Raw genomic sequence first — 19,912 nt, forward strand, 5'->3', positions numbered from 1 at the left:
CTGAGCCCAGGGAGGTTCACAACTCCCACCAGCCGCGGGTGAAGGACATGTAGAGCTGGATGAGGAACATCGCAAGCAGGTAGCCGTAGATGACGATCTGGAGGACGATCAACGCCCGCTTGCGTTTCTTCTCCTTCTGGTCCATGGCTGGTACTCCTTTCCTAGAGGGCTGCCAGGGCGGCCGCCGCGATCTCTCGCAGTCCGTCGGTCACGGCGCCGTCGCCGGAGAGTGGGGCGAGCATGCAGACTTCGGCGGCTTCCGGTTCGGTCGTCCCAGCCGCGATCAGTTGCGCGGCGGTGACCAGCGTCCGGGTGGACGGCGGCTCGAAGTGGAACACCTCGTCGGCAGTTCGGATTGCGGTGGCGCAGCGCACCAGCCGGTGTGCGACGGCCAGGTCGACGCCCGCCTCGGTGACGAGCACCTCGGCTTCGCGCGCGGCCGGCAGGTAGGTCATCGCCAAGGTGACGAACCGTTGCCGAAACGACGGTTTGAGCTCCTTCAGGGAGCTGCGGTATGCCGGGTTGTAGGAACACACCAGCATGAAATCTTTTGGTGCGGACACTATTTCGGCGGCTCGGTCCAGATACAGGGTGCGCCGGTGATCGGTCAGTGAGTGCAGGATGGCCAGGGAGTCCTGCCGGGCCTCGACCACCTCGTCCAGGTAACAGATGGCACCGGCTTTGACCGCCCGGGTCAGCGGACCATCGTTCCACACCACGTCGCCACCGGTCACCAGGAACCGCCCGACGAGATCCGAACTCGTGAGGTCGTCATGACAGCTGATCGTGACCACCGGCCGCCCCAGCAGTGCGCCCATGTGCTCCACCAAGCGGGTCTTCCCGCAGCCGGTCGGGCCGGTGAGCATCACGGGAAGTCGTTGATGGAAGGCCCGTTCGAACAACTCGACCTCGGTGCCGTGGGCGAGATAGGTCGTTGTGGTCATGCGGTGACCAGCTCGCGGTGGACATGGGCGAGCACCCGCGGCAGATCCTCGACGCGGCGAATCCGCTGAGAACGCCTCGGGCCGAACACCTCCGGCAGCGGATCTACCCGGGTGGGTCCGACACCGACGTAGTACACGCTCACCCCGGCGTCGGCGGCCTCTTCGACGGCATGGGCGGTGTCGGCCCAGGCGTAGCGACCCTCGTAGCCCTCGTCGGACATCAGCCCGTCTCCCAGCACGATGAGCAGTCGGCGTTGGGAGGGCTGGGCGGCCAGCCGGTGGGTCAGGTGACGCAGCGGCGCCCCGAGGCGGGTGTACCCACCGGTGACCAGGCCGAGGCTGCCGGGTGGGACGAACCGGCGGTCATGAAAGTCTTTGAGGCAGTTCACTTCGACGCGATGCCGGGTGTTGCCGGTGAAGGTGAAGATGCCGTGTCGCTCGTGCGCCGCGGTCATGGCGCGCGACAACGCGTCGGCGCACGCGAGTTCCAGTGAGAAGATCTGGCCGCCGTGGACGCCCAGCGAGGAGCTGCCGTCGAGCAGCAGCGCCGTCGTGACATCACGGTCGCTGCGCGTCTCCGCACGGAAGAACCGGGGTTGACCGGCCTCCCCGGTGAGTGAGTTCATGTAGTGACTGACGTAGCGGTCGACGTCGAGGTCGGAACCGTCCTCCAGTCCGCCCCGCATCACACGATGAGTGGGCTGCTGGAACCACTTTCGCAGCTCTGCCGATACCGCACCGGGTGGCCGGTGCCGGTTGCGATGTGCTCGTTCCAGCACCGCCACGTGATCGGGGAGGAAACTGTCGGTCCATGTGTTCCATTCCGGGTACGGGATGCCCGGGCGGTGCTGGGGAGTGACGTCGAGGTCGTTGTCCTCTGGCCGGCTCGGTGGCGGCAGGTTGGGGTTGCGCACGCCGCCGTCGCCGCCGACGGGTACCGAATGCGCGCGGGGAAGGCGCTTTTGCGTGGAAGTCCAGGGCATCCTGCCGAACGTGCGGCGCAGCTTGTCCGAGAGCGCCTGCGGCGCGGTGAAGGCCAAGGGCAGCGAGCCGATCAGTGGCGGCACCTCCAGCGGCGTGTCGGTGCGGGCCATCGCGACGGCAGTGGCGAGCATGTCGGCGGCCTCGGTGTCTGCGGGCGTGATCTCGAGATGGGGGAGCTGATGGCGTACCTCGGGCAGCAGTCCGGGCCAGTTCGCCGCGATCCATCCCGCGGCGACGCCGGCCTCGACAAGGGCCAACGCGCGCAGCTCGCGGGCCGACAGCTCGTTGAGCCGGTACCGGGTCAGCCGCTCTTTGGACGGTGAACATTGCAGGGCCACACCGCATGTCAGTGACCTGCGGGTCCACTCCGGGACGGGCGGGGGGTAGGGCACCCGGACGGTATCGACTGCGACGTTGACACCGAAATGTCGCTGCCGCCCGGTCACCAGGTGCACGCCCCGCCGGCGGCCGCCGCTGAGTGCCACCGCGGTGACCGCGCAGGTGCGTTCAAGGCTCTGTGCGCGTGTATCTGCGGCCTCGGTCACGACGGCTCAGAACGTGCCCAGGTTCGAGAACATCCAGTACCAGAACCAGATGATCAACCCGGTGCCGCCCCAGGCCGCGACGTAACGCAGGATCTCCCAGATCCAGTCCATCTTCGAACCTCCCGGTCTGCCAGGCGATGTCACTGATGTCGCCACCCCCGCGCCCGGCCCGTTCTTTCTAACAATCTCACTGACTCAAGTCAATAAGTAGAGCGCTTCAGTCGGAGAAGATCTCCCGGTTCACCGAGTGCAGGTAGGGGATGGCCAGGAACGGTGTGATGTAGAAGATGTCATAGAGCCACCAACCGACAACCGGCAGCACGGTGCCGGCGAACCGAACGTCGGCAAACATCGTCATGTTGAACACGTACGTACACCAGATCACCACACCCATCCAGCAGGTGATGATCATCCACTGGTGGCCCCACCTTTTCATCTGCAAGAAGCCGATCGCTGCGGCGATTCGCATGGTGAACACCGTGAGGATGAGCCCCACCTCGAGTGCCTTCTCCCCGGGTCCGGCGGCACCACCGAGCCAGAGCTCGTTGTAATGCCAGAAATACCCGGCGTCGAACATGTTTCCCCAGCCGTTGAGCAGTACGCGGGCCAGCAGGGTGTGGTTCGCCACCAGGTCCAACGCCCACCCAACCGTGTTGATCGCAGCGTCGATGATGACGAGATATCCGATCAACGTCACCAGCATGGGCCGCACGGTCAGGCCGTCGCGCTGGGCCCGGCGTAACAACCACACCCCTCGCAGAAACAGCGGAAGTCCGAGGACGCCCAGGGCGGCGGTGCCGATCAGCAAACTGCCGGAGATCAGCCACTTGTCAGCCTGTCGTTGAGCGGTCTGCGACTGCTCCAGGTGCTCATCCAGGCCCATGCCGGTTCGGTGCAGGCTTGATGCAGGCATGTGAACGTCCCCTCGATGCCGATGAACCCGGCCTCGAGAGTGGCACCCGAACTGACTTAAGTCAACCAATCAGCGCGCTTCGATGCTGCGCATCGTCCTGACCACGTAGTCGTCGAGCAGCGCGGTCTGGGACGCCCAGCCGTGCGTGGTGGTCAACAGCGCGTAGAGCCCGAGCAGAAAGAACACCGCGCTGTTCAACGGGTTGACGTCGGGATCGACCTCACCGGTGGCCTGGGCACGTTCGATCTCCTGTCCGACGGCCACCACCACCGGGTGGTCGCCGGTGCCTTCGGTCTGCGGCCGCTTCTGGGAGAAGTGAAGGGCCAGGAAGTCTTTGAACAACACGGCCCCGAGTCGGCGCTCCAGCCCGACGACCAGGCGGACGGCCTCGTCCAGGATCTCTGACAGCGTGTTGTCCGCCGCGACGAAACGCCGGAGCTGTTTGGCGATGCGCTCCTCCTCGCGCCGCTCCAGTTCCAGCAGTACATGCTCCTTGGTGGGGAAGTGAAAGAAGAAGGTGCCGTGGGCAACTCCCGCGGCGGCCACGATCGCGCGGACGTCGGCGTCAGCCATGCCGGACCGTTTGAACTCCGCGATGGCGGCTCCCATCAACCGCTCGCGCGTCTGCAGACGCTTGGCTTCTCGCGCCGAAGGTCGGTCCACCACTGCCATGGTGCGACGATAACCCGTGCCGCTGTTCGGTGAAACGCCCGTACGATCCGGGATCTGTGTTTGACTCTGGTCGGAGGTATCCACTGCCGCGATCGGGGGACAGATGCGCCGAGTGGTCCAGTTCTCGACGGGCAATGTGGGACGCCACTCCCTGCGGGCCATCATCGGAAGGCCCGATATCGAACTGGTCGGCGTGCACGCCGCAGCGACGGACAAGATCGGTCGCGACGCCGCCGAACTGTGCGGCCTCGACGAGGCGACGGGGATTCTGGCCACTGATGACATCGACGCACTGATCGCGCTGCGGCCCGACTGCGTGGTGTACACCGCCCAGGGGGAGACCCGTCCGACGGTCGCAATCGAACAGATGTCGGCTTTTCTGGCCGCCGGTGTCAACGTAGTCGCCACGTCGATGGTGTGGCTGGTGGCTCCCCGCTTCGCCGACGACTGGCTGTGTGCTCCTCTGGTGGCAGCGTGCAAGACCGGCAACACGTCGTTGTTCGTCAACGGTATCGATCCGGGCTACTCCGGCGACACCGAAGTGCACAGCGCGCTGAGCCTCGTCACCCGGGCCAGGTCGGTCACTGTGCAGGAGATCTTCGACTACGGCAATTATGACGACTACGAGTTCACGGGCGTCACAATGGGTTTCGGTTCCACATCCGAGGAGACACCGCTGGCGTTGATGCCGGGCGTCATCGCGTCCATGTGGGGAGGCCTGATACGCAATCTCGCCGACCAACTGGGTATCGAGCTCGACGAGATTCGCGAGCGTTCGCAGCGTTGGTTCGCCGACCAGCGCATCGAGTGCCCGATGACGACGGTGGAACCGGGGCAGATGGCGGCGGTCCGGTTCGCGGTAGAGGGTGTCCGCGACGGGGTTGCCGTGATCACCATGGAACACATCAACCGGCTCACCGCCGCCTCGGCACCCGACTGGGAATATCCGCCCGACAACCAGCCGGGTGTACACCGGGTGATCGTCGAGGGCGAACCGCGCGTGGTGCTCAACACCCATGTGTCTCACCCGGCGATGGACCTCACCGATGCCGGCTGCCTTTCGACGGCGGCACGGGTGGTCAACGCGATCGACTGGGTGTGCCGCGCGCCGCACGGGCTCATCGCGCTCGAGGACATCCCACCGGTGGAGTTGATCCGCGGGCTCATGTGGTGAAGCCGGGTCAACCCGCCAGCGGACCGCGGAACGACTCGCGGTAGCGCCGTGGCGGAACCCCGGTGAGCCGCCGAAACTGCTCCCGAAAGTTCGCCGCTGAACTGAACCCGACGCGGCGCCCGATCGACTCCACCCCCAGATCGCTTGTCTCCAACAGTTGTTGAGCATGACGCACGCGGACACTGGTCACCCACTGCATCGGAGTCCGGCCGGTTGCGGCCTGGAACCGTCGATTGAGTGTGCGCACACTCAAGGCCGCCTGCCTGGCGATCTCGTCCAGGGTGAGCTCGCGATGGGCATGGGACTCGATCCAGCCGAGCACGTCGTCGAGATCCTGGCGGGGACCGAAACCCGCAGGAGGAGAGACGGGTTGGACGATGAACTGGGCCTGACCGCCGCGTCGGTGCAACGGAGCCACCGACAGGCGGGCCGCCTCCGCGGCGACGGCCGCGCCGTGGTCGCGGTACACCACATACAGGCACAGGTCGATGCCCGCCGATGCGCCGGCCGAGGTCAAGATCTGCCCCTCGTCGACGTAGAGCACATCCGGGTCGAGCAGCACCTTCGGGTACATCGACCGGAATGCCTCGGTGCCGACCCAGTGTGTGGTGGCCCGGCGACCGTCGAGCAGGCCGGTGGCAGCCAGCGTGAAGGCGCCGGAGCAGATCGACACGATTCGGGTGCCACGGGCGAACGCGGCGTGCAGCGCTCCCGCCACCGGATGCGGCGGCGGGGTGGTCACGTTGTTGCGGCCGGGCACCACGATGGTGTCGGCCTGGTCCAGCGCATCGAGGCCGCGGTCGGTGACGATGCGGAACGGGCCCGCGCCCACCTCGGGTTCGAGCCCGCACACCACCACACGATAGGCCGGCTCGCCCGACTGCAGCCTCACGCGCCCGAACACCTCGACGGGCACGGTGAGATCGAACGCCACGGTGTCGGGTAACGCAACCACCACCACTGTGTGCACAAGCTTCAGTCTAGCTGAAGGTAGTCGGGATCGGGTTCGGCCAACAAAACAGTGAGCGTCGCGGGACAGTAACCAGCATGCGTTTGCGCAACGGTCCGCACGGCTACGGCGCGGTCACCAAGCTGCTGCACTGGGCCACCGTGCTCGCCGTCGCCGCGCAGTTCGGCGTCGGCCTCACCATGGAGGCCGACGACGCCGCCATCGATCGCGAGGACGAGCGCATCGACGAACTCGAGGACCGCGGTGAGGAGGCAGCCGAGCGTGGTGGCGAGGCAAGTGAGGATGCGTTCGACGCGTACATCGACGGCCTGGAGGATCAACTCGATGCGCGGGAGGACGACTATGTGGGTGTGGCGGTGTCCGACCTGCTCAGCGGCGCGGGTGTGCGCGACGGAATCTCCCTGCCCGAAGCCCACGTACTCCTGGGGGTGACGCTGCTGGCTCTGGGGCTGGCGCGGGTGCTGTGGCGGACCACCGCTCCGCTTCCCCCGTGGGCGCCCTACCTCTCGGCGCGGGAACGGACGGTGGAGTCGGCGGCCGAGAAGCTCCTGCTCACCTCGCTGTTTCTGGTGCCCGTGTCGGGCCTGCTCCTGGTGGCGGTGAGCGTGGACTGGCTCTGGTTGCACATCACCGCGCAGGTGGTGTTTCTCGGAATCATCGGGGTGCACGTCGCCCTGGTGTTGCGCCACACGGTGTTCCGTCGCAATGGTGAGCTGCGCCGCATGCTGTGAGGGACCAACCGCTGCGCCTCGCCCGGCTCGTATAGTCGATGGTCTAAGCAAACGACGATGGGAGGCGATGTGGCGGGCCGACCACTACACGCGTTCGAAGTAGTGCGAACTGAGCAACTGGGACCCCATATGGTGCGAGTTGTTCTGGGAGGCAATGGATTCGACACCTTCACTCCGAGCGAGTTCGCCGACTCCTACGTGAAGATCCTGTTCATCCCTTCCGCGGTGGATATGGCCTCGTTGCCCACCCCGCTGACCATGGACAGCTTCAAGAAACTCCCGGCGCACGACCAGCCGACCCTGCGCACCTACACCGTGCGCTACGCCGACCCCCGGGCCCGCGAGATCGCCATCGAGTTCGTGACCCACGGCGACCACGGCATCGCCGGCGCGTGGGCCGGCAGGGTGCAGCCGGCTGAACGCGTTTATCTGCTGGGACCGAGCGGTGCCTACTCGCCCGACCCGGCCGCCGACTGGCATCTGCTCGCCGGCGATGAATCCGCCATCCCGGCGATCAGTTCGACGCTGGACGCACTGCCCGCCGACGCAACGGGGCAGGTGTTCATCGAGGTCGCCGGACCCGACGACGAGCTGCCCCTGCCCGCGCCCGAAGGCGTGCAGGTGCACTGGATCTACCGGGGTGGGCGCGCGGACCTGGTACCCGAGGACCATGCCGGCGACCACGCCCCGTTGATCGAGGCCGTCAAGAGCGCACCCTGGCTCCCCGGTCAGGTGCACGTCTTCATTCACGGTGAGGCGCAGGCGGTGATGCACAACCTGCGGCCGTACATCCGTAAGGAACGTGGTGTGGACGCCAAGTGGGCATCGATTTCCGGATACTGGCGCCGCGGCCGCACCGAGGAGACGTTCCGGCAGTGGAAGCAGGAACTGGCCAAGGCCGAGGGTGGCGAGGGATAGACACGCGCAGGTGACCTGAGCCGCTCGGGGGCCGGCGTCTGCGACGGTAGGGGAGTGCCGCGCGGAGAAGACGACTTCGAACAGGTGCTCGATGAGTTCGCCGAGTACCTGGCGCTGGAACGTGGCCGCTCGCCGCACACCCAACGTGCCTATCTCGGCGACCTGCGGTCACTGTTCGAGTTCGCCGCCGAACGCGCGCCGACCGCAGGCCTGAGAGACCTGTCCCTGCCGGTGCTGCGGGCCTGGCTGGCCGCGCAGGCCGGCGCGGGGGCCGCGCGCACCACCCTGGCCCGGCGTACCTCGGCGGTCAAGACGTTCACCGCCTGGGCGGCCCGGCGCGGACTGCTCGAGACCGATCCTGCCGCGCGACTGCAAGTGCCCAAGGCTCGACGGACACTGCCGTCGGTGCTGCGTCAGGACCAGGCGCTGGCCGCCATGGCTGCCGCCAAAACCGGTGCGCAGGAAGGTGATCCGCTTGCCCTGCGGGACCGTCTGATCGTCGAACTGCTGTACGCGACGGGTATCCGGGTCAGCGAGCTGTGTGGCTTGGACGTCGATGACGTGGATCTGGACCGGCGGCTGCTGCGGGTGCTCGGCAAGGGCGACAAACAACGCACCGCCCCGTTCGGTGAACCCGCCGAAGATGCGCTGCGGGTGTGGCTTTCCGACGGCAGACCCGCGTTGATGAACCGGAACTCCGGGCCGGCGCTGCTCCTTGGCGCCCGAGGGGGCCGACTGGATGCCCGGCAAGCTCGCACCGTCGTGCATCAGACCGTCTCGGCGGTGGACGGAGCTCCGGACATGGGCCCGCACGGTCTGCGGCACAGCGCGGCCACGCATCTGCTGGAGGGCGGCGCCGATCTGCGCATCGTGCAGGAACTGCTGGGCCATTCCACGCTGGCCACCACTCAGCTGTACACCCATGTCACGGTGGCGCGGTTGCGTGCGGTGCACGATCAAGCCCATCCCCGGGCCTGAAACCTGACGGCCCGTCGTCGCACGTCAGGGGCCGGTGCGAATGCGAGTTGGCCGCGCTCGGGTTCGAGTCCACGATGGGTTCAGGGAGCCTCCAGCAGCACGTCGACGGACTCGCGAGACCGCGGCTGCCGGGGGGCGTTTCCTCAACTCGCCGATGCGGCCAGTCTGCCGGGCCGGTTAGGATCGCCCCATCGGTCGAAACAAAAGGGGCAGCATATCGACGCGCGCAGATCGACCGTCGAGTTGTCCTGGGGTCAGGTGTCCTACATCGAATGGCGGCCCCCCTCAAGAGATTCCGATGTGCCCGTCGTGTTGCTGCACGGTGGTGGCGTCGACAACGCCGTGCTGTCGTGGGCTGGGCTGGCGCCCAGGCTCGCCGCTGCGGGATACCGAGTACTGGCTCCCGACCATCCCGGCTACGGCCTGAGCCCGCCGGCGCCGTGGCCGGCCTCGCAACAGCGGTTGGTCGACTACGTCGGCGAATTCGTGGCTGCCACCACGGCCGGACCGCATGTCATCGGCGGCTTGTCGCTGGGCGGGGGCATGGCTGTCGGTCACGCGCTGGCGCGGCCGGAGGCGGTGCGCGGGGTGATGCTGCTGGGCAGCTACGGGCTCATGCCGCGCTTGAGCGACGGTTTGTGGTCGTTGCCCCGGCAGGTGCTCACCTGGGCGTTGCTGCGCGGCGGGCTCCTGGGCGCGATGACGCGGGGCCTGGCCGCCAGTCGAGCGGGCATGGCGTGGAGCATGTCGTCGCTGGTGCGTGATCCTGCCCAGCGCACAACCGAGCTGATGGGCCAGGTGATGACGGCAGCGCGGTCCGGGTGCGGCTTCGAGGCGTTCGCGCAGTGGCAGCGTGAACAGATCCGCTGGAACCGCCTCGCCACCGACTACCGCAGCCGGCTCGCGGATGTGCGACCGCCGACACTGATCGTGCACGGCGACCGCGACTCCGGTGTTCCGGTGGCACGTGCGAGAGCAGCGGCCGCGCTGATCCCGGATGCGGAGCTGAAAGTGGTTGCGGGAGCGGGGCATTGGGTACAACGCGATCAGCCCGACACGGTGGTCGCGGCGATCCTCGGTTTCCTGGACCGGGTCAGCGCAACAAAGTGATCACCTCGGTCAGATCGGGAACCGCGGACGGTCGATCGCCCCAGGTGTCGAACACCGTCCAGTAGCTGACTCCGAATCGGCGCTGCCGGTCGGCCAGTGCCTCGGCCATCTGCTCATGGGTGCCGATCAGCACGAACGGTGACGCCAGCACCTCGTCCGCCGTGACCCCGGAGCCGAAGGCGGCGGCCAGCTCCTGGGCAGCGCCGTGCTGATCGGTGGTGTGCACCACCGCCTGGATCAGCACGTTGAGCTCGATGCTCTCGAAGCGGTCACCGGCGGCCTCGCGCACCACGGCGATGCGATCGAGCAGGCCCTCGGAATCGAAATGGGTCAACCGGACTCGAGTGGCGTCGCGGTTGTGGCTGAAGCCGGCAAATCCGGCGATATCGGCGCACCGGCCCGCCAGGCGCAACACCTCGGTGCCGTTCCCGCCGACGAGAAGCGGTACATGGTGTGGCGGCGGTGCGACGAGTGCGCCGGCGTCAGCGCGGACGCGGTAGTGCGCGCCCTCGACATCAACGGTGCGGCCGTCGAGCAGGGCACACACGATCTCCACCGCGTCGATCAGCCGGGCGACTCTGGTGGCGCCCGGATCGAAGGTCAGCCCGGCCGCGTCGTACTCCGATTTCATGTGGCCGGCGCCGAGGCCCAGTTCGAAGCGGCCACCGGACAACGCGGCCAGCGTCGCGGCCTCCCGGGCGGTGTCGACCGGATGCCGCAGATCGTTGTTGAGCACCAGGGTGCCGGTGTGCAGCCGGGTGGTGGCCGTCGCGGCGGCAGCACAAGCGGCGAACGGCGCCAGCGTCGGCACCAGATGATCAGGCAGTGTCACGACATCGAATCCGGCGGCTTCGATTCCGGCGGCGAACTGGGCCCAGTCCGGACCCCGCGGCGCCGCGGCCGTGACGCCGAATCGAGGCGGTCGGGTGCGGTGGGCGCTCGTCGGTGCCGTCATGATCTCGACGTTAAGGCGGCAGGGGCTTGAGGCGCACGGGTGTGGTGGTCAACAACCCGAGTGGGTTCACGTAGTCGGCGCGTGCGGCCGGACCCCACATCGCGCCCCAGTGCAGGCACGCCGGTGCACCGCAGCCGGCGTGGCCGGATGTCAGCGTCCCGACCGCCGTCGTGACGTCAACCGGCTGGCCGGCCCGCACCGTAGCCTGCACGGGTTCATAGGTGGTGCGCAGCCCACCGGGGTGCTGCAGTGACACCACCGGGCGTCCGGCCAGGACGCCGGCGAAGACCACGACCGCCGGCGCTGCGGCATACACGGGCTGGCCGTCGGCGCCGCCCAGATCGACGCCGCGGTGACCGGGTTTCCAGTTCGGCGCCGGTGCGTCGAATGGTCTCAGCACGGCGGGGGCCGGCCGCAGCGGCCACTGCAACCGGGTGGCATCCGCACCGGCCGTCCCGGCGCCCAAAGTCGCCAGAACCACCAGTACAGTCAGCAGAACGCGCATCTCCGCAGTTCAGCGCGTTGCCGTCGACGTCCGCCAGCCACCCGCGGCGGACCTGGGGATCGGCGCCGCTGTGTGGACAAAGCACCTGTTAGCAGGGTGTAAACTTCTACCCGCAACTCGCGCGAGTGAGTTGACTTCGCGCGCCTGCGCCGCGGCCCCGAACTTCTGAGGGTTGCATCCGCATGCCGGGCGGTCCCGTGTCCACCACGGGTCCGGCATGCACGCAGACGCCAGGGTTCGGCATCACCCGAGGCCGAACGACAACCGACAATGAAAGCTGGGCACAACCATGGCCGTCGTGACCATGAAACAGCTGCTGGACAGCGGCACCCACTTCGGGCATCAGACCCGTCGCTGGAATCCCAAGATGAAGCGGTTCATCTTCACCGACCGCAACGGCATCTACATCATCGACCTGCAGCAGACGCTGACCTACATCGACAAGGCGTACGAGTTCGTCAAGGAGACCGTCGCCCACGGCGGCACCGTCCTGTTCGTCGGCACCAAGAAGCAGGCGCAGGAGTCCATCGCCGATGAGGCCACCCGCGTCGGCATGCCGTACGTGAACCAGCGCTGGCTCGGCGGCATGCTCACCAACTTCTCCACCGTGCACAAGCGCCTCCAGCGCCTCAAGGAACTCGAGGCGATGGAGCAGACCGGTGGTTTCGAGGGTCGCACCAAGAAGGAAATCCTCATGCTCACGCGTGAGAAGAACAAGCTGGAGCGCAGCCTCGGCGGTATCCGCGATATGCAGAAGGTGCCGTCGGCCGTCTGGGTCGTCGACACCAACAAGGAGCACATCGCCGTCGGCGAGGCCCGCAAGCTGAACATCCCGGTCATCGCGATCCTGGACACCAACTGCGATCCCGACCTGGTCGACTACCCGATCCCGGGTAACGACGACGCCATCCGCTCGGCTGCGCTGCTGACCAAGGTCGTGGCCTCCGCGGTCGCCGAGGGTCTGCAGGCGCGCGCCGGCATCAACAGCGGCGACGGCAAGCCCGAAGCCGCTGCCGGCGAGCCGCTGGCCGAGTGGGAGCAGGAGCTGCTCGCCAGTGCCACCACCGGCGCCGGCGCCGAGGCTCCGTCCGCTGAGACCACCCCCGACGCTTCGTAATTTCGAAGGAAGGCTCATATGGCTAACTACACCGCTGCCGACGTCAAGCGCCTGCGGGAGCTGACCGGCGCCGGAATGCTCGACTCGAAGAACGCGCTCGTCGAGTCCGACGGCGACTTCGACAAGGCCGTCGAGCTGCTCCGCATCAAGGGCGCCAAGGACGTCGGCAAGCGCGCAGAGCGTGCCACCGCCGAAGGTCTGGTGGCGGCCAAGGGCGGCGCGCTGATCGAGCTCAACTCCGAGACCGACTTCGTGGCCAAGAACGCCGAGTTCCAGGCTCTGGCCGACCAGGTTCTCGAGGCTGCTATCGAGGCCAAGGCCGCCGATGTGGACGCGCTCAAGGGCGCCAAGCTGGGCGACAGCACCGTCGAGCAGGCCGTCGCTGACCTGTCGGCCAAGATCGGTGAGAAGCTCGAACTGCGTCGTGCCGTGTTCTTCGAGGGCACGGTCGAGGCCTACCTGCACAAGCGGGCCGCTGACCTGCCGCCGGCCGTCGGCGTGCTGGTCGAGTACACCGGTTCCGACGCTGCCAAGGGCAAGGAAGCGGCGCACGCCGTGGCTTTGCAGATCGCCGCGCTGAAGGCCAAGTACCTGACGCGTGACGAGGTGCCCGAGGACATCGTGGCCAACGAGCGTCGCATCGCCGAGGAGACCGCCAAGTCGGAAGGCAAGCCCGAGCAGGCGCTGCCCAAGATCGTCGAAGGCCGGCTCACCGGGTTCTTCAAGGACGTCGTGCTGCTGGATCAGCCGTCGGTGTCCGACAGCAAGAAGTCGGTCAAGGCGCTGCTCGACGAGGCCGGCGTGACCGTCACCCGGTTCGTCCGGTTCGAGGTCGGCCAGCAGTAACCGGCAACTAGCAGAACAGGCTTGAGCGGCACACCAATCCGCTCAGACACAGAGACCCCGCGTTCGGGGCCGGTGATCCCGGTCAGGCGCGGGGTTTCTCCTTTTCCGGTGCCCCGCCGGCCTGTCAGCCGGGAATCTTGCCGAGGATCTTGGCGACGATCGTGGCGCTGCTCTCGACGGTCACGTCCGCGCCGCACGCCGCCACATCGGCCACCACATTGGACCGCGCACCCAGAGAGCGTGAGCAGGCCCAGCCGTCGCCGCCCTCCTGCATGTTGACCACCGACACGATGCCGCCGAAGGTGGACGTGTCGCCGATGGTCCACGTGTCGGTGACGGTGTCGGATTGTTTGAGGCTGACGGGCTTGCCCGCGCAGCCCTGCCAGGTGGTCTCGGACTCGCGGCGGAAGCGTTCGGCGCCGCGAACGCCGGGGTAGAGCGCGACGAACTGGAATGCGATGTAGTCGGCGCTGTCGTCCGGCTGGGTGACCCGCTGGCCCAGGGCGGTGACGTAGCCGGTGCCGCGGTACACATCGGCCATCGCCGAGAACGCGGCTCCCAGGCAGCCGGCGTCACCGGTGACGGTCTGCCCGGGGTCGAGGGCCACCGCACGTTCGGAGGTGTCGCTGATCGCCATGTTGCCGGTCCCGAGGATGTCGTCGAACTCGGTGGGTTTGAGCAGCAGCTGGGGCAGGTCGTTGACCGTCACGTCGCGGTAAATGGTCTCGTCGACGCCCTCGCTGACCGGTACGCCGGCCACCGTCGTGCTGCACCCGGTCACGGCGCCGGCGCACAGCGCCGCGGCCAGCCACCGGGTCCATTTGCTGTGGGACACGACGACACCGTACCGACATTTCTTATTAGACACGTGTATTGCTAGCGTCGGGAGTGTGACCCGGATCTCCGCATTCACCGACGATGCCCTCGCCGACCTCGATGCCGTGGGCACTGTTGCGGCCATCGCGCGTGGCGCGATCAGCCGCGCCGAAGCCGTCGAGGCCGCCATCGCCCGCGTCGAAGCCGTCAACGACCACCTCAACGGCGTGGCGTTCCGGGCGTTCGAGGAGGCCCGTGCCCGCGCCGCCGCACCGACGCCCTACGGCGGATTCTTCGACGGCGTACCGACATTCATCAAGGACAATGTCGCCGTCGCGGGGATGCCGACCATGGAAGGCACCGACGCGTGGCTGCCCCGGGCCCAGAGCGCCCACGGCGACTTCTCCCGCGCCTACCTGGCGACGGGTCTCATACCGTTGGGCAAGACGCAGATGTCGGAGTTCGGGTTCAGCGCCGCAGCCGAGCATCCGCGACTGGGACCGGTGCGCAACCCCTGGCATCCCGAGCACACCGCGGGTGCCTCGTCGTCGGGGGCGGGGGCGTTCGTCGCCGCCGGTGTCGTGCCGATCGCCCACGCCAACGACGGCGGTGGGTCGATTCGGATCCCCGCCTCCTGCAACGGCTTGGTGGGGCTCAAGCCGACCCGCGGACGGTTGCCGCTCGACAAGGACATGAGGCAGATGCCGATCCGGATCGTCGCCAACGGAGTGGTGACCCGCACCGTGCGCGACACCGCGGCCTTCTACCGCGAGGTGGAGCGCACGTGGCGCAACACCAGGCTGCCACCGATCGGGGACGTGACGGGCCCGGGCCGCACCCGGTTGCGGGTGGCGGTGTTCACCTCCTCGATCCGCCGGGAATGCGGTCCCGAGATCCGCGATCTGACCCTCAAGACGGCGACGCTGCTCGAAGGGCTGGGCCACCGGGTCGAACTCCTCGACGTCGCGCCGCCGGTGCCGACCTCGTTCGAAGACGACTTCGTGCTCTACTGGGCACTGCTGGCCATGGCCCTGGTGCGCGGGGGCAAACGCAGGTTCGGCGGCTCCTTCGACCGCACCAAGCTGGACAACCTCACCCTCGGGCTCGATCGCCACGCCGCGGGCAATCTGCACCGGCTGCCGCTGACTCTGCTGCGGCTGGCCAGGACCCGAAGGCACCTGTCCGCCTTGGCTCGCGAATACGACGTCCTGCTCACCCCCACGCTGGCGGACGAGCCGCCCCGGATCGGGTATCTGGACCCCACCGCGGACTACGAGCAGATCATCGGCCGGCTCTCCGACTGGGTGGCCTTCACTCCCTTGCAGAACATCACCGGTGACCCGGCGATCTCCCTGCCCCTGGCGCAGTCGGCAGCCGGGCTGCCGGTCGGCATGATGTTCACCGCCCCGGCCGGCGGGGAGACGACGCTGCTGGAGCTGGCCTTCGAACTCGAAGAGGCGCAACCGTTTCCGCGGATACAGGACTCACGGTCGGGGTAGTCGACGGTGCAGGGGATTGGTGGTCACCGCAGCGCGTCGCGGACCCGGCGGCAGGCTCTTCACCACCGCCGGATTGTCGGCGCTGCCCCGCGTGGCGTCGTGTAAGCGCATCGCTGCACTGTTGGCGTTGCCCAGTGAAGGACTTCCGACGCGCCGGCGCGCGGAAGTGCCGCACTCCGGGCAGAGCTGCTGATCGGGAATCGCCGTCATGGGGAACTGCGCGGTGAAGTCGGGGCACTCCTGCTCGCACCGGAACGAATAGGTGGGCATGGCGTCGAGCCTAATCCTCCGGTTCCATGGAGGTGTCCCGGAACGAATAGAGGAGGTCCGCGTGCCCGAGTTGCTGTTCCCGCTGGATTCAACCAAGAAGTTCACCGACCAACCGATCGTCGGTCACAACCGCTGGCATCCGGACATCCCGGCCGCCGTGACCGTGAAACCCGGCGACACCTTCCGCGCGCACTGCCGCGAATGGTTCGACGGCGCCATCCGCAACGACGATTCCGCCGAAGACATCCTGAATGCGCCCCTCAAAGGCGTGCACTGCCTGTCGGGGCCGTTCGCCATCGAAGGGGCCGAACCGGGCGACCTGCTGATCGTCGACATCCTCGACGTCGGGCCGATACCGCAGGAGGATTCCGGTCCGCTGGCCGGCCAGGGCTGGGGCTACACCGGAATCTTCGCCAAACTCAACGGCGGCGGGTTCCTCACCGACCAGTTCCCCGACGCGTACAAGGCCATCTGGGACTTCGCCGGTCAGAGTGCCACCTCCCGGCACGTGCCCGGGGTCAAATACACCGGCATCGTCCATCCCGGTCTGATGGGTACCGCGCCCAGCGCCGAGCTGCTGGCCACCTGGAACGCCCGCGAGGGGGCGCTGATCGCCACCGACCCGGACCGGGTACCGCCCCTGGCACTTCCGCCGGAGCCCGAGCAGGCCATCCTGGGCTCCTTGAGCGGAGACGAATTCACAAGAGTGGCAGGCGAAGCCGCGCGTACCGCGCCGCCGCGGGAAAACGGCGGCAACCAGGACATCAAGAACCTCACCAAAGGTAGCCGGGTCTTCTATCCGGTCTTCGTCCCCGGGGCCAATCTGTCCTTCGGTGATCTGCACTTCTCGCAGGGCGACGGGGAGATCACCTTCTGCGGGGCCATCGAGATGGGCGGCTTCTTGGATCTGCACGTCGACCTCATCAAGGGCGGCATGGACACCTACGGTGTGCGGGAGAACGCCATCTTCATGCCGGGCAACACCGATCCGCAGTACTCGGAGTGGATCGCCTTCTCCGGAACCTCGGTGACGCTGGACGGCGAACAGCGGTACCTCGACTCCGACCTGGCGTATCAGCGGGCGTGCCTGCACGCAATCGAATACCTGACCAAATTCGGCTACAGCCCTGAGCAGGCCTATCTGTTGCTCGGGTCGGCTCCCATCGAGGGACGGTTGTCCGGCGTCGTCGACATCCCCAACTCGTGTGCCACCGTCTACATCCCGACGGCGATCTTCGACTTCCCGGTGGCGCCGTCGGCGTCGGGTCCGGTGCAGATCGACCCCGGAATCGGCGCACCGCACGCCAGTTTCTGAAGGTCGTACCTCTGAGGTTGCTGTGTACTGCTGTGTCGGTGGGCAACGAAATCCGTTGTCTTCCTGACACACCGACTTAACCCGGGCCCGCCCGAGTTAACGCGTTGGACATTCCGCGCGGCAGTCAATGAAACAGGGCGATCTCAGCATTCCTGCTGTGGAGACCATTGCGCCCACAGCGACAACCTCACGAGCACCGGCGGTCGCGACCGCACCCGGCAACACGTTCATGTGCCTGGTGCGGTTCGCGTTCGCCAACATCCGACGCCGGCCCGAACGGTTCGTCCTGTCGGTGCTGGGCATCGCGTTGGCCATCGCCTGCGTGGTGGTGGTGCGGACCATCGCGGCCAGCTTCGCCATCACCGGGGCCGACTCCGTGAGCGAGGTCCTGGACGGCTCGGCGCTGTGGGCGGTTCCGGCTGCGGGCGTGCACTTCGACCAGGAGGCCCAGGCGTTGGTCGCCGACGGGCCGGCCCCGGCCATCAGCATCCCCGACGGCTGGCGGGGAGTGCGCACACTCTCCGGTGTGACCACCGTCGACGGGTCCGTGGTGTCACTGCGGGGGCGCGACGAAATCCGCTCGGGCCAAGCCGTTCTCGGTGCCGATCTGGCGCAGCGCCTCGGCGTCTCACCGGGTGACTTGGTGACGGTGGGTGGACAGGACCTGACGGTGGACGTCTCCGGACCGGGGCAGTCCATGCTGGTGCCGGCGGAGCTGGCGCAGACGGTGGTCGGCGATCACGGGTGGTGGACGGTCGAGGCCCCGGCGGGCCAGGAGAGCCGCCGCGATCTGGCGCAGGCCTTCGCCGACGAGGTGGGGATGCCGTCGACCCCCGATCCCTCGGTGCAACCCGATCCGGCGGGTTCGGGCCTGATCTATGACACCGTGGGCGGTTCCGGTCCGCTGACCTTCGAACAGAAATTCTCGGCGTTGTTCTCCGGCAAGGTCACCAGTTCAACCCTCGGCCTCATTTCGATCGTCGGCCTCGGCCTGGGTTTTGTCATCGCGGTGTCGTCGTTCCTGGCGGCGGTCCAGGAACGCAAACGCGAGTTCGGGATCATGAGCAGTATCGGGCTCGCCGATGAGGTCCTCTACTTCTTCCTCGTCGAATCCGCGGTGGTCTTCGTCGCCGCCTATCTGGTAGGCGTGCTGGGGGCCGGAGCTGCTGTGGCACTGGTGATCCCGGAGATCGCCACCGTCACCGCCTGGGCGCAGGCCTCGGCCATGGTCGCGGCGTTCCTGCCCGCCATGGCGATAGTCGGCGCATTGGTCCCGGTGCATCGGCTGCTGCAACAGAAACCCGTTGATCTCCTGGAGGCTCGATGATCAGCAAGGGGCTGGCCTACGGGTACCTGTCGGCACGCCGGCGTATCCGCGAGATGGTGCTGCCCATCGTCACCACCGCCACCGGTGCCTATCTGGTGGTCCTGGTGTTCGGGATGTCCGCCGGTATCAGCGCCCAGTCCGCCACTTTGGGACATGCCGACGAGATCAACCGTGCGGTGATCCTGATCGCGGTCACCGTCTTGCTCGTCGGTGTCGTCGAGGTCGCGGTGGCCACCACCAGGACGGTCGCTCACCGCACCCGCGAGCTCGGTGTGCTCAGCGCCAACGGGATCCCGCGCGGCCCCGTGGTCGCCGCGCTGCTGGTCGAACCGGTGGTGGCGGCGATCCTGGGGGCTCTGCTGGGCGCCGTGCTGGCCGTGGTCACCGGAATCGTGGCGGCCCTGGCGGGTTTCGTGCCCACGGGCATCTCCTACGGCGGTCTGGGGTTCGGTGCCGCGATCGCCGTGGCGGTCAGCATCGTCGCCGCCCTCGCGACCAGCATGGTGCCCACCTGGAACGCGGCTTCGCGTCCCCCCATCCGATCCCTGAGCGCAGGAGGTTAGTCAGCGCATGACCGCACTGGACGAGTCAGCGGAATCCGAGGCCACTGTTTCGATCGTCGACACCGAGACGGCGAAGAAACCGGTGATCGAGATCAACGATGTCTGGAAGCTGCACAAGCTGGGCGACGAGGTGGTCAAGGCGTTGGTGGCCGCCGAATTAAAGGTGATGCCGGGCGAATTCGTCTGCCTGATGGGGCCGAGCGGCAGCGGTAAGTCGACGTTGCTCAACATCATCGGCGGCCTGGACCGTCCCACCAAGGGCACCGTGAAGATCGCCGGCCAGGACACGTCGAAACTGTCCGAGAGCCAGTTCGCCGCACTGCGGCACGACACCATCGGGTTCATCTTCCAGAGCTACAACCTGATCCCGTTCCTGTCGGCGGTCGAGAACGTCGAGCTACCCCTGATGTTCGAGCCGTATGACCGCAAGTCGCTGCGCAAGCGGGCCACCGAACTGCTCGAGCTGGTGGGGTTGAGTCACCGGATCAACCATCAGCCGACCAAGATGTCGGGCGGGGAACAACAACGCACCGCCATCGCGCGGTCGCTGATCAGCAATCCGACGCTGGTGCTGGCCGACGAGCCCACCGCCAATTTGGACCACCGAACGGGGGAGACGGTGGTGCGCATGTTGCGCGACCTGTGTTCGACGCTGGGCGTCACCGTGGTCGCCAGCACCCACGATCCCACGGTGGCCGATGAAGCGAGCCGTGTCGTCCGGATGAAAGACGGACAGATCCTCAACTAGTCCCCCCTTCGC

At 67.4% G+C, this 19,912-nt stretch carries 22 protein-coding genes; 12 read left to right on the top strand and 10 right to left on the bottom strand.

The features are described 5' to 3' along the window. Positions 1–16: 16 nt before the first annotated feature. From AC3A6P_RS05255 to AC3A6P_RS05275, 5 genes are all read right to left on the bottom strand, one after another. On the bottom strand, positions 17–145 hold the full coding sequence (locus AC3A6P_RS05255; RefSeq protein WP_487689203.1) for a hypothetical protein: 129 nt from the start codon (positions 143–145) through the stop codon (positions 17–19). Between the two features lie 16 nt (positions 146–161). Further along, on the bottom strand, positions 162–944 hold the full coding sequence (locus tag AC3A6P_RS05260; protein WP_487689205.1) for an AAA family ATPase: 783 nt from the start codon (positions 942–944) through the stop codon (positions 162–164). Further along, positions 941–2,473 (bottom strand): nitric oxide reductase activation protein NorD, encoded by a 1,533-nt coding sequence (locus AC3A6P_RS05265; RefSeq protein ID WP_487689207.1) that lies wholly within the window; start codon positions 2,471–2,473, stop codon positions 941–943. Before AC3A6P_RS05265 ends, AC3A6P_RS05260 begins: the two co-directional genes overlap by 4 nt. Positions 2,474–2,690: 217 nt before the next feature. Then, complete coding sequence (locus tag AC3A6P_RS05270) at positions 2,691–3,386, bottom strand: hypothetical protein (RefSeq protein ID WP_487689209.1); 696 nt, start codon at positions 3,384–3,386, stop codon at positions 2,691–2,693. Positions 3,387–3,455: 69 nt separating this feature from the next. After that, positions 3,456–4,058 (bottom strand): TetR/AcrR family transcriptional regulator, encoded by a 603-nt coding sequence (locus AC3A6P_RS05275; protein ID WP_487689211.1) that lies wholly within the window; start codon positions 4,056–4,058, stop codon positions 3,456–3,458. 103 nt (positions 4,059–4,161) lie between these two features. On the opposite strand from AC3A6P_RS05275, the gene AC3A6P_RS05280 reads away from it, so the two are divergent. Continuing rightward, positions 4,162–5,232, top strand: coding sequence for an NAD(P)H-dependent amine dehydrogenase family protein (locus AC3A6P_RS05280; protein ID WP_487689213.1), 1,071 nt, complete (start codon positions 4,162–4,164; stop codon positions 5,230–5,232). A 7-nt stretch (positions 5,233–5,239) separates the two neighbouring features. Here AC3A6P_RS05280 and AC3A6P_RS05285 read toward each other — a convergent pair whose 3' ends face one another. Continuing rightward, positions 5,240–6,202, bottom strand: coding sequence for a GlxA family transcriptional regulator (locus AC3A6P_RS05285; RefSeq protein ID WP_487689215.1), 963 nt, complete (start codon positions 6,200–6,202; stop codon positions 5,240–5,242). A 77-nt stretch (positions 6,203–6,279) separates the two neighbouring features. Here AC3A6P_RS05285 and AC3A6P_RS05290 point away from each other — a divergent pair, with 77 nt between their 5' ends. The 4 genes from AC3A6P_RS05290 (at position 6,280) to AC3A6P_RS05305 (ending at position 9,939) form a co-directional block, all read left to right on the top strand. Next, a complete protein-coding gene (locus AC3A6P_RS05290; protein WP_487689217.1) occupies positions 6,280–6,933 on the top strand; it encodes a cytochrome b in 654 nt (217 codons plus the stop codon). A gap of 69 nt (positions 6,934–7,002) precedes the next feature. Beyond that, on the top strand, positions 7,003–7,851 hold the full coding sequence (locus AC3A6P_RS05295; protein WP_487689398.1) for a siderophore-interacting protein: 849 nt from the start codon (positions 7,003–7,005) through the stop codon (positions 7,849–7,851). Between the two features lie 54 nt (positions 7,852–7,905). After that, positions 7,906–8,829 carry a tyrosine recombinase XerC gene (locus AC3A6P_RS05300; RefSeq protein WP_487689219.1) on the top strand — a complete coding sequence of 308 codons (924 nt, stop codon included), beginning with the start codon at positions 7,906–7,908 and terminating at the stop codon, positions 8,827–8,829. Between the two features lie 300 nt (positions 8,830–9,129). Then, positions 9,130–9,939: an alpha/beta fold hydrolase gene (locus AC3A6P_RS05305; protein ID WP_487689221.1), complete on the top strand. Its 810-nt coding sequence runs from the start codon at positions 9,130–9,132 to the stop codon at positions 9,937–9,939. Here AC3A6P_RS05305 and AC3A6P_RS05310 read toward each other — a convergent pair. Together AC3A6P_RS05310 and AC3A6P_RS05315 are read right to left on the bottom strand one after the other, a co-directional pair. After that, positions 9,923–10,894, bottom strand: coding sequence for a TIGR03621 family F420-dependent LLM class oxidoreductase (locus tag AC3A6P_RS05310; RefSeq protein WP_487689223.1), 972 nt, complete (start codon positions 10,892–10,894; stop codon positions 9,923–9,925). The genes AC3A6P_RS05305 and AC3A6P_RS05310 overlap by 17 nt on opposite strands. A 10-nt stretch (positions 10,895–10,904) precedes the next feature. After that, positions 10,905–11,399: a peptidoglycan DD-metalloendopeptidase family protein gene (locus tag AC3A6P_RS05315; protein WP_487689225.1), complete on the bottom strand. Its 495-nt coding sequence runs from the start codon at positions 11,397–11,399 to the stop codon at positions 10,905–10,907. A 289-nt stretch (positions 11,400–11,688) separates the two neighbouring features. Between AC3A6P_RS05315 and rpsB the strand changes: the two genes are divergently transcribed. Next, positions 11,689–12,516 carry a 30S ribosomal protein S2 gene (rpsB, locus tag AC3A6P_RS05320; protein ID WP_487689227.1) on the top strand — a complete coding sequence of 276 codons (828 nt, stop codon included), beginning with the start codon at positions 11,689–11,691 and terminating at the stop codon, positions 12,514–12,516. Positions 12,517–12,534: 18 nt separating this feature from the next. Next, positions 12,535–13,362, top strand: coding sequence for a translation elongation factor Ts (gene tsf / locus AC3A6P_RS05325; RefSeq protein ID WP_487689229.1), 828 nt, complete (start codon positions 12,535–12,537; stop codon positions 13,360–13,362). Positions 13,363–13,486: 124 nt separating this feature from the next. On the opposite strand, the gene AC3A6P_RS05330 is transcribed toward tsf, so the two are convergent. Then, a complete protein-coding gene (locus AC3A6P_RS05330; protein ID WP_487689231.1) occupies positions 13,487–14,197 on the bottom strand; it encodes a sensor domain-containing protein in 711 nt (236 codons plus the stop codon). A 55-nt stretch (positions 14,198–14,252) separates the two neighbouring features. Here AC3A6P_RS05330 and AC3A6P_RS05335 point away from each other — a divergent pair, with 55 nt between their 5' ends. Then, positions 14,253–15,677 carry an amidase gene (locus tag AC3A6P_RS05335; RefSeq protein WP_487689233.1) on the top strand — a complete coding sequence of 475 codons (1,425 nt, stop codon included), beginning with the start codon at positions 14,253–14,255 and terminating at the stop codon, positions 15,675–15,677. On the opposite strand, the gene AC3A6P_RS05340 is transcribed toward AC3A6P_RS05335, so the two are convergent. Further along, the gene (locus AC3A6P_RS05340) at positions 15,663–15,947 is read right to left on the bottom strand and encodes an FmdB family zinc ribbon protein (protein WP_487689235.1); all 285 of its coding nucleotides are present in this window, start codon (positions 15,945–15,947) and stop codon (positions 15,663–15,665) included. The genes AC3A6P_RS05335 and AC3A6P_RS05340 overlap by 15 nt on opposite strands. A 61-nt stretch (positions 15,948–16,008) precedes the next feature. On the opposite strand from AC3A6P_RS05340, the gene fmdA reads away from it, so the two are divergent. The 4 genes from fmdA (at position 16,009) to AC3A6P_RS05360 (ending at position 19,900) form a co-directional block, all read left to right on the top strand. Then, entirely contained in the window at positions 16,009–17,262 is a 1,254-nt protein-coding gene (gene fmdA, locus AC3A6P_RS05345) for a formamidase (RefSeq protein ID WP_487689237.1), read from the top strand. 127 nt (positions 17,263–17,389) lie between these two features. After that, positions 17,390–18,589: an ABC transporter permease gene (locus tag AC3A6P_RS05350; RefSeq protein WP_487689239.1), complete on the top strand. Its 1,200-nt coding sequence runs from the start codon at positions 17,390–17,392 to the stop codon at positions 18,587–18,589. Beyond that, complete coding sequence (locus tag AC3A6P_RS05355; RefSeq protein WP_487689241.1) at positions 18,586–19,152, top strand: ABC transporter permease; 567 nt, start codon at positions 18,586–18,588, stop codon at positions 19,150–19,152. The genes AC3A6P_RS05350 and AC3A6P_RS05355 overlap by 4 nt, the downstream gene beginning before the upstream one ends. Positions 19,153–19,159: 7 nt before the next feature. After that, positions 19,160–19,900, top strand: a complete 741-nt coding sequence (locus tag AC3A6P_RS05360; protein WP_487689244.1) for an ABC transporter ATP-binding protein — start codon at positions 19,160–19,162, stop codon at positions 19,898–19,900. Positions 19,901–19,912 lie beyond the last annotated feature (12 nt).

The sequence above is a fragment of the Mycobacterium sp. Soil_C_30 genome, from assembly GCF_057656995.1.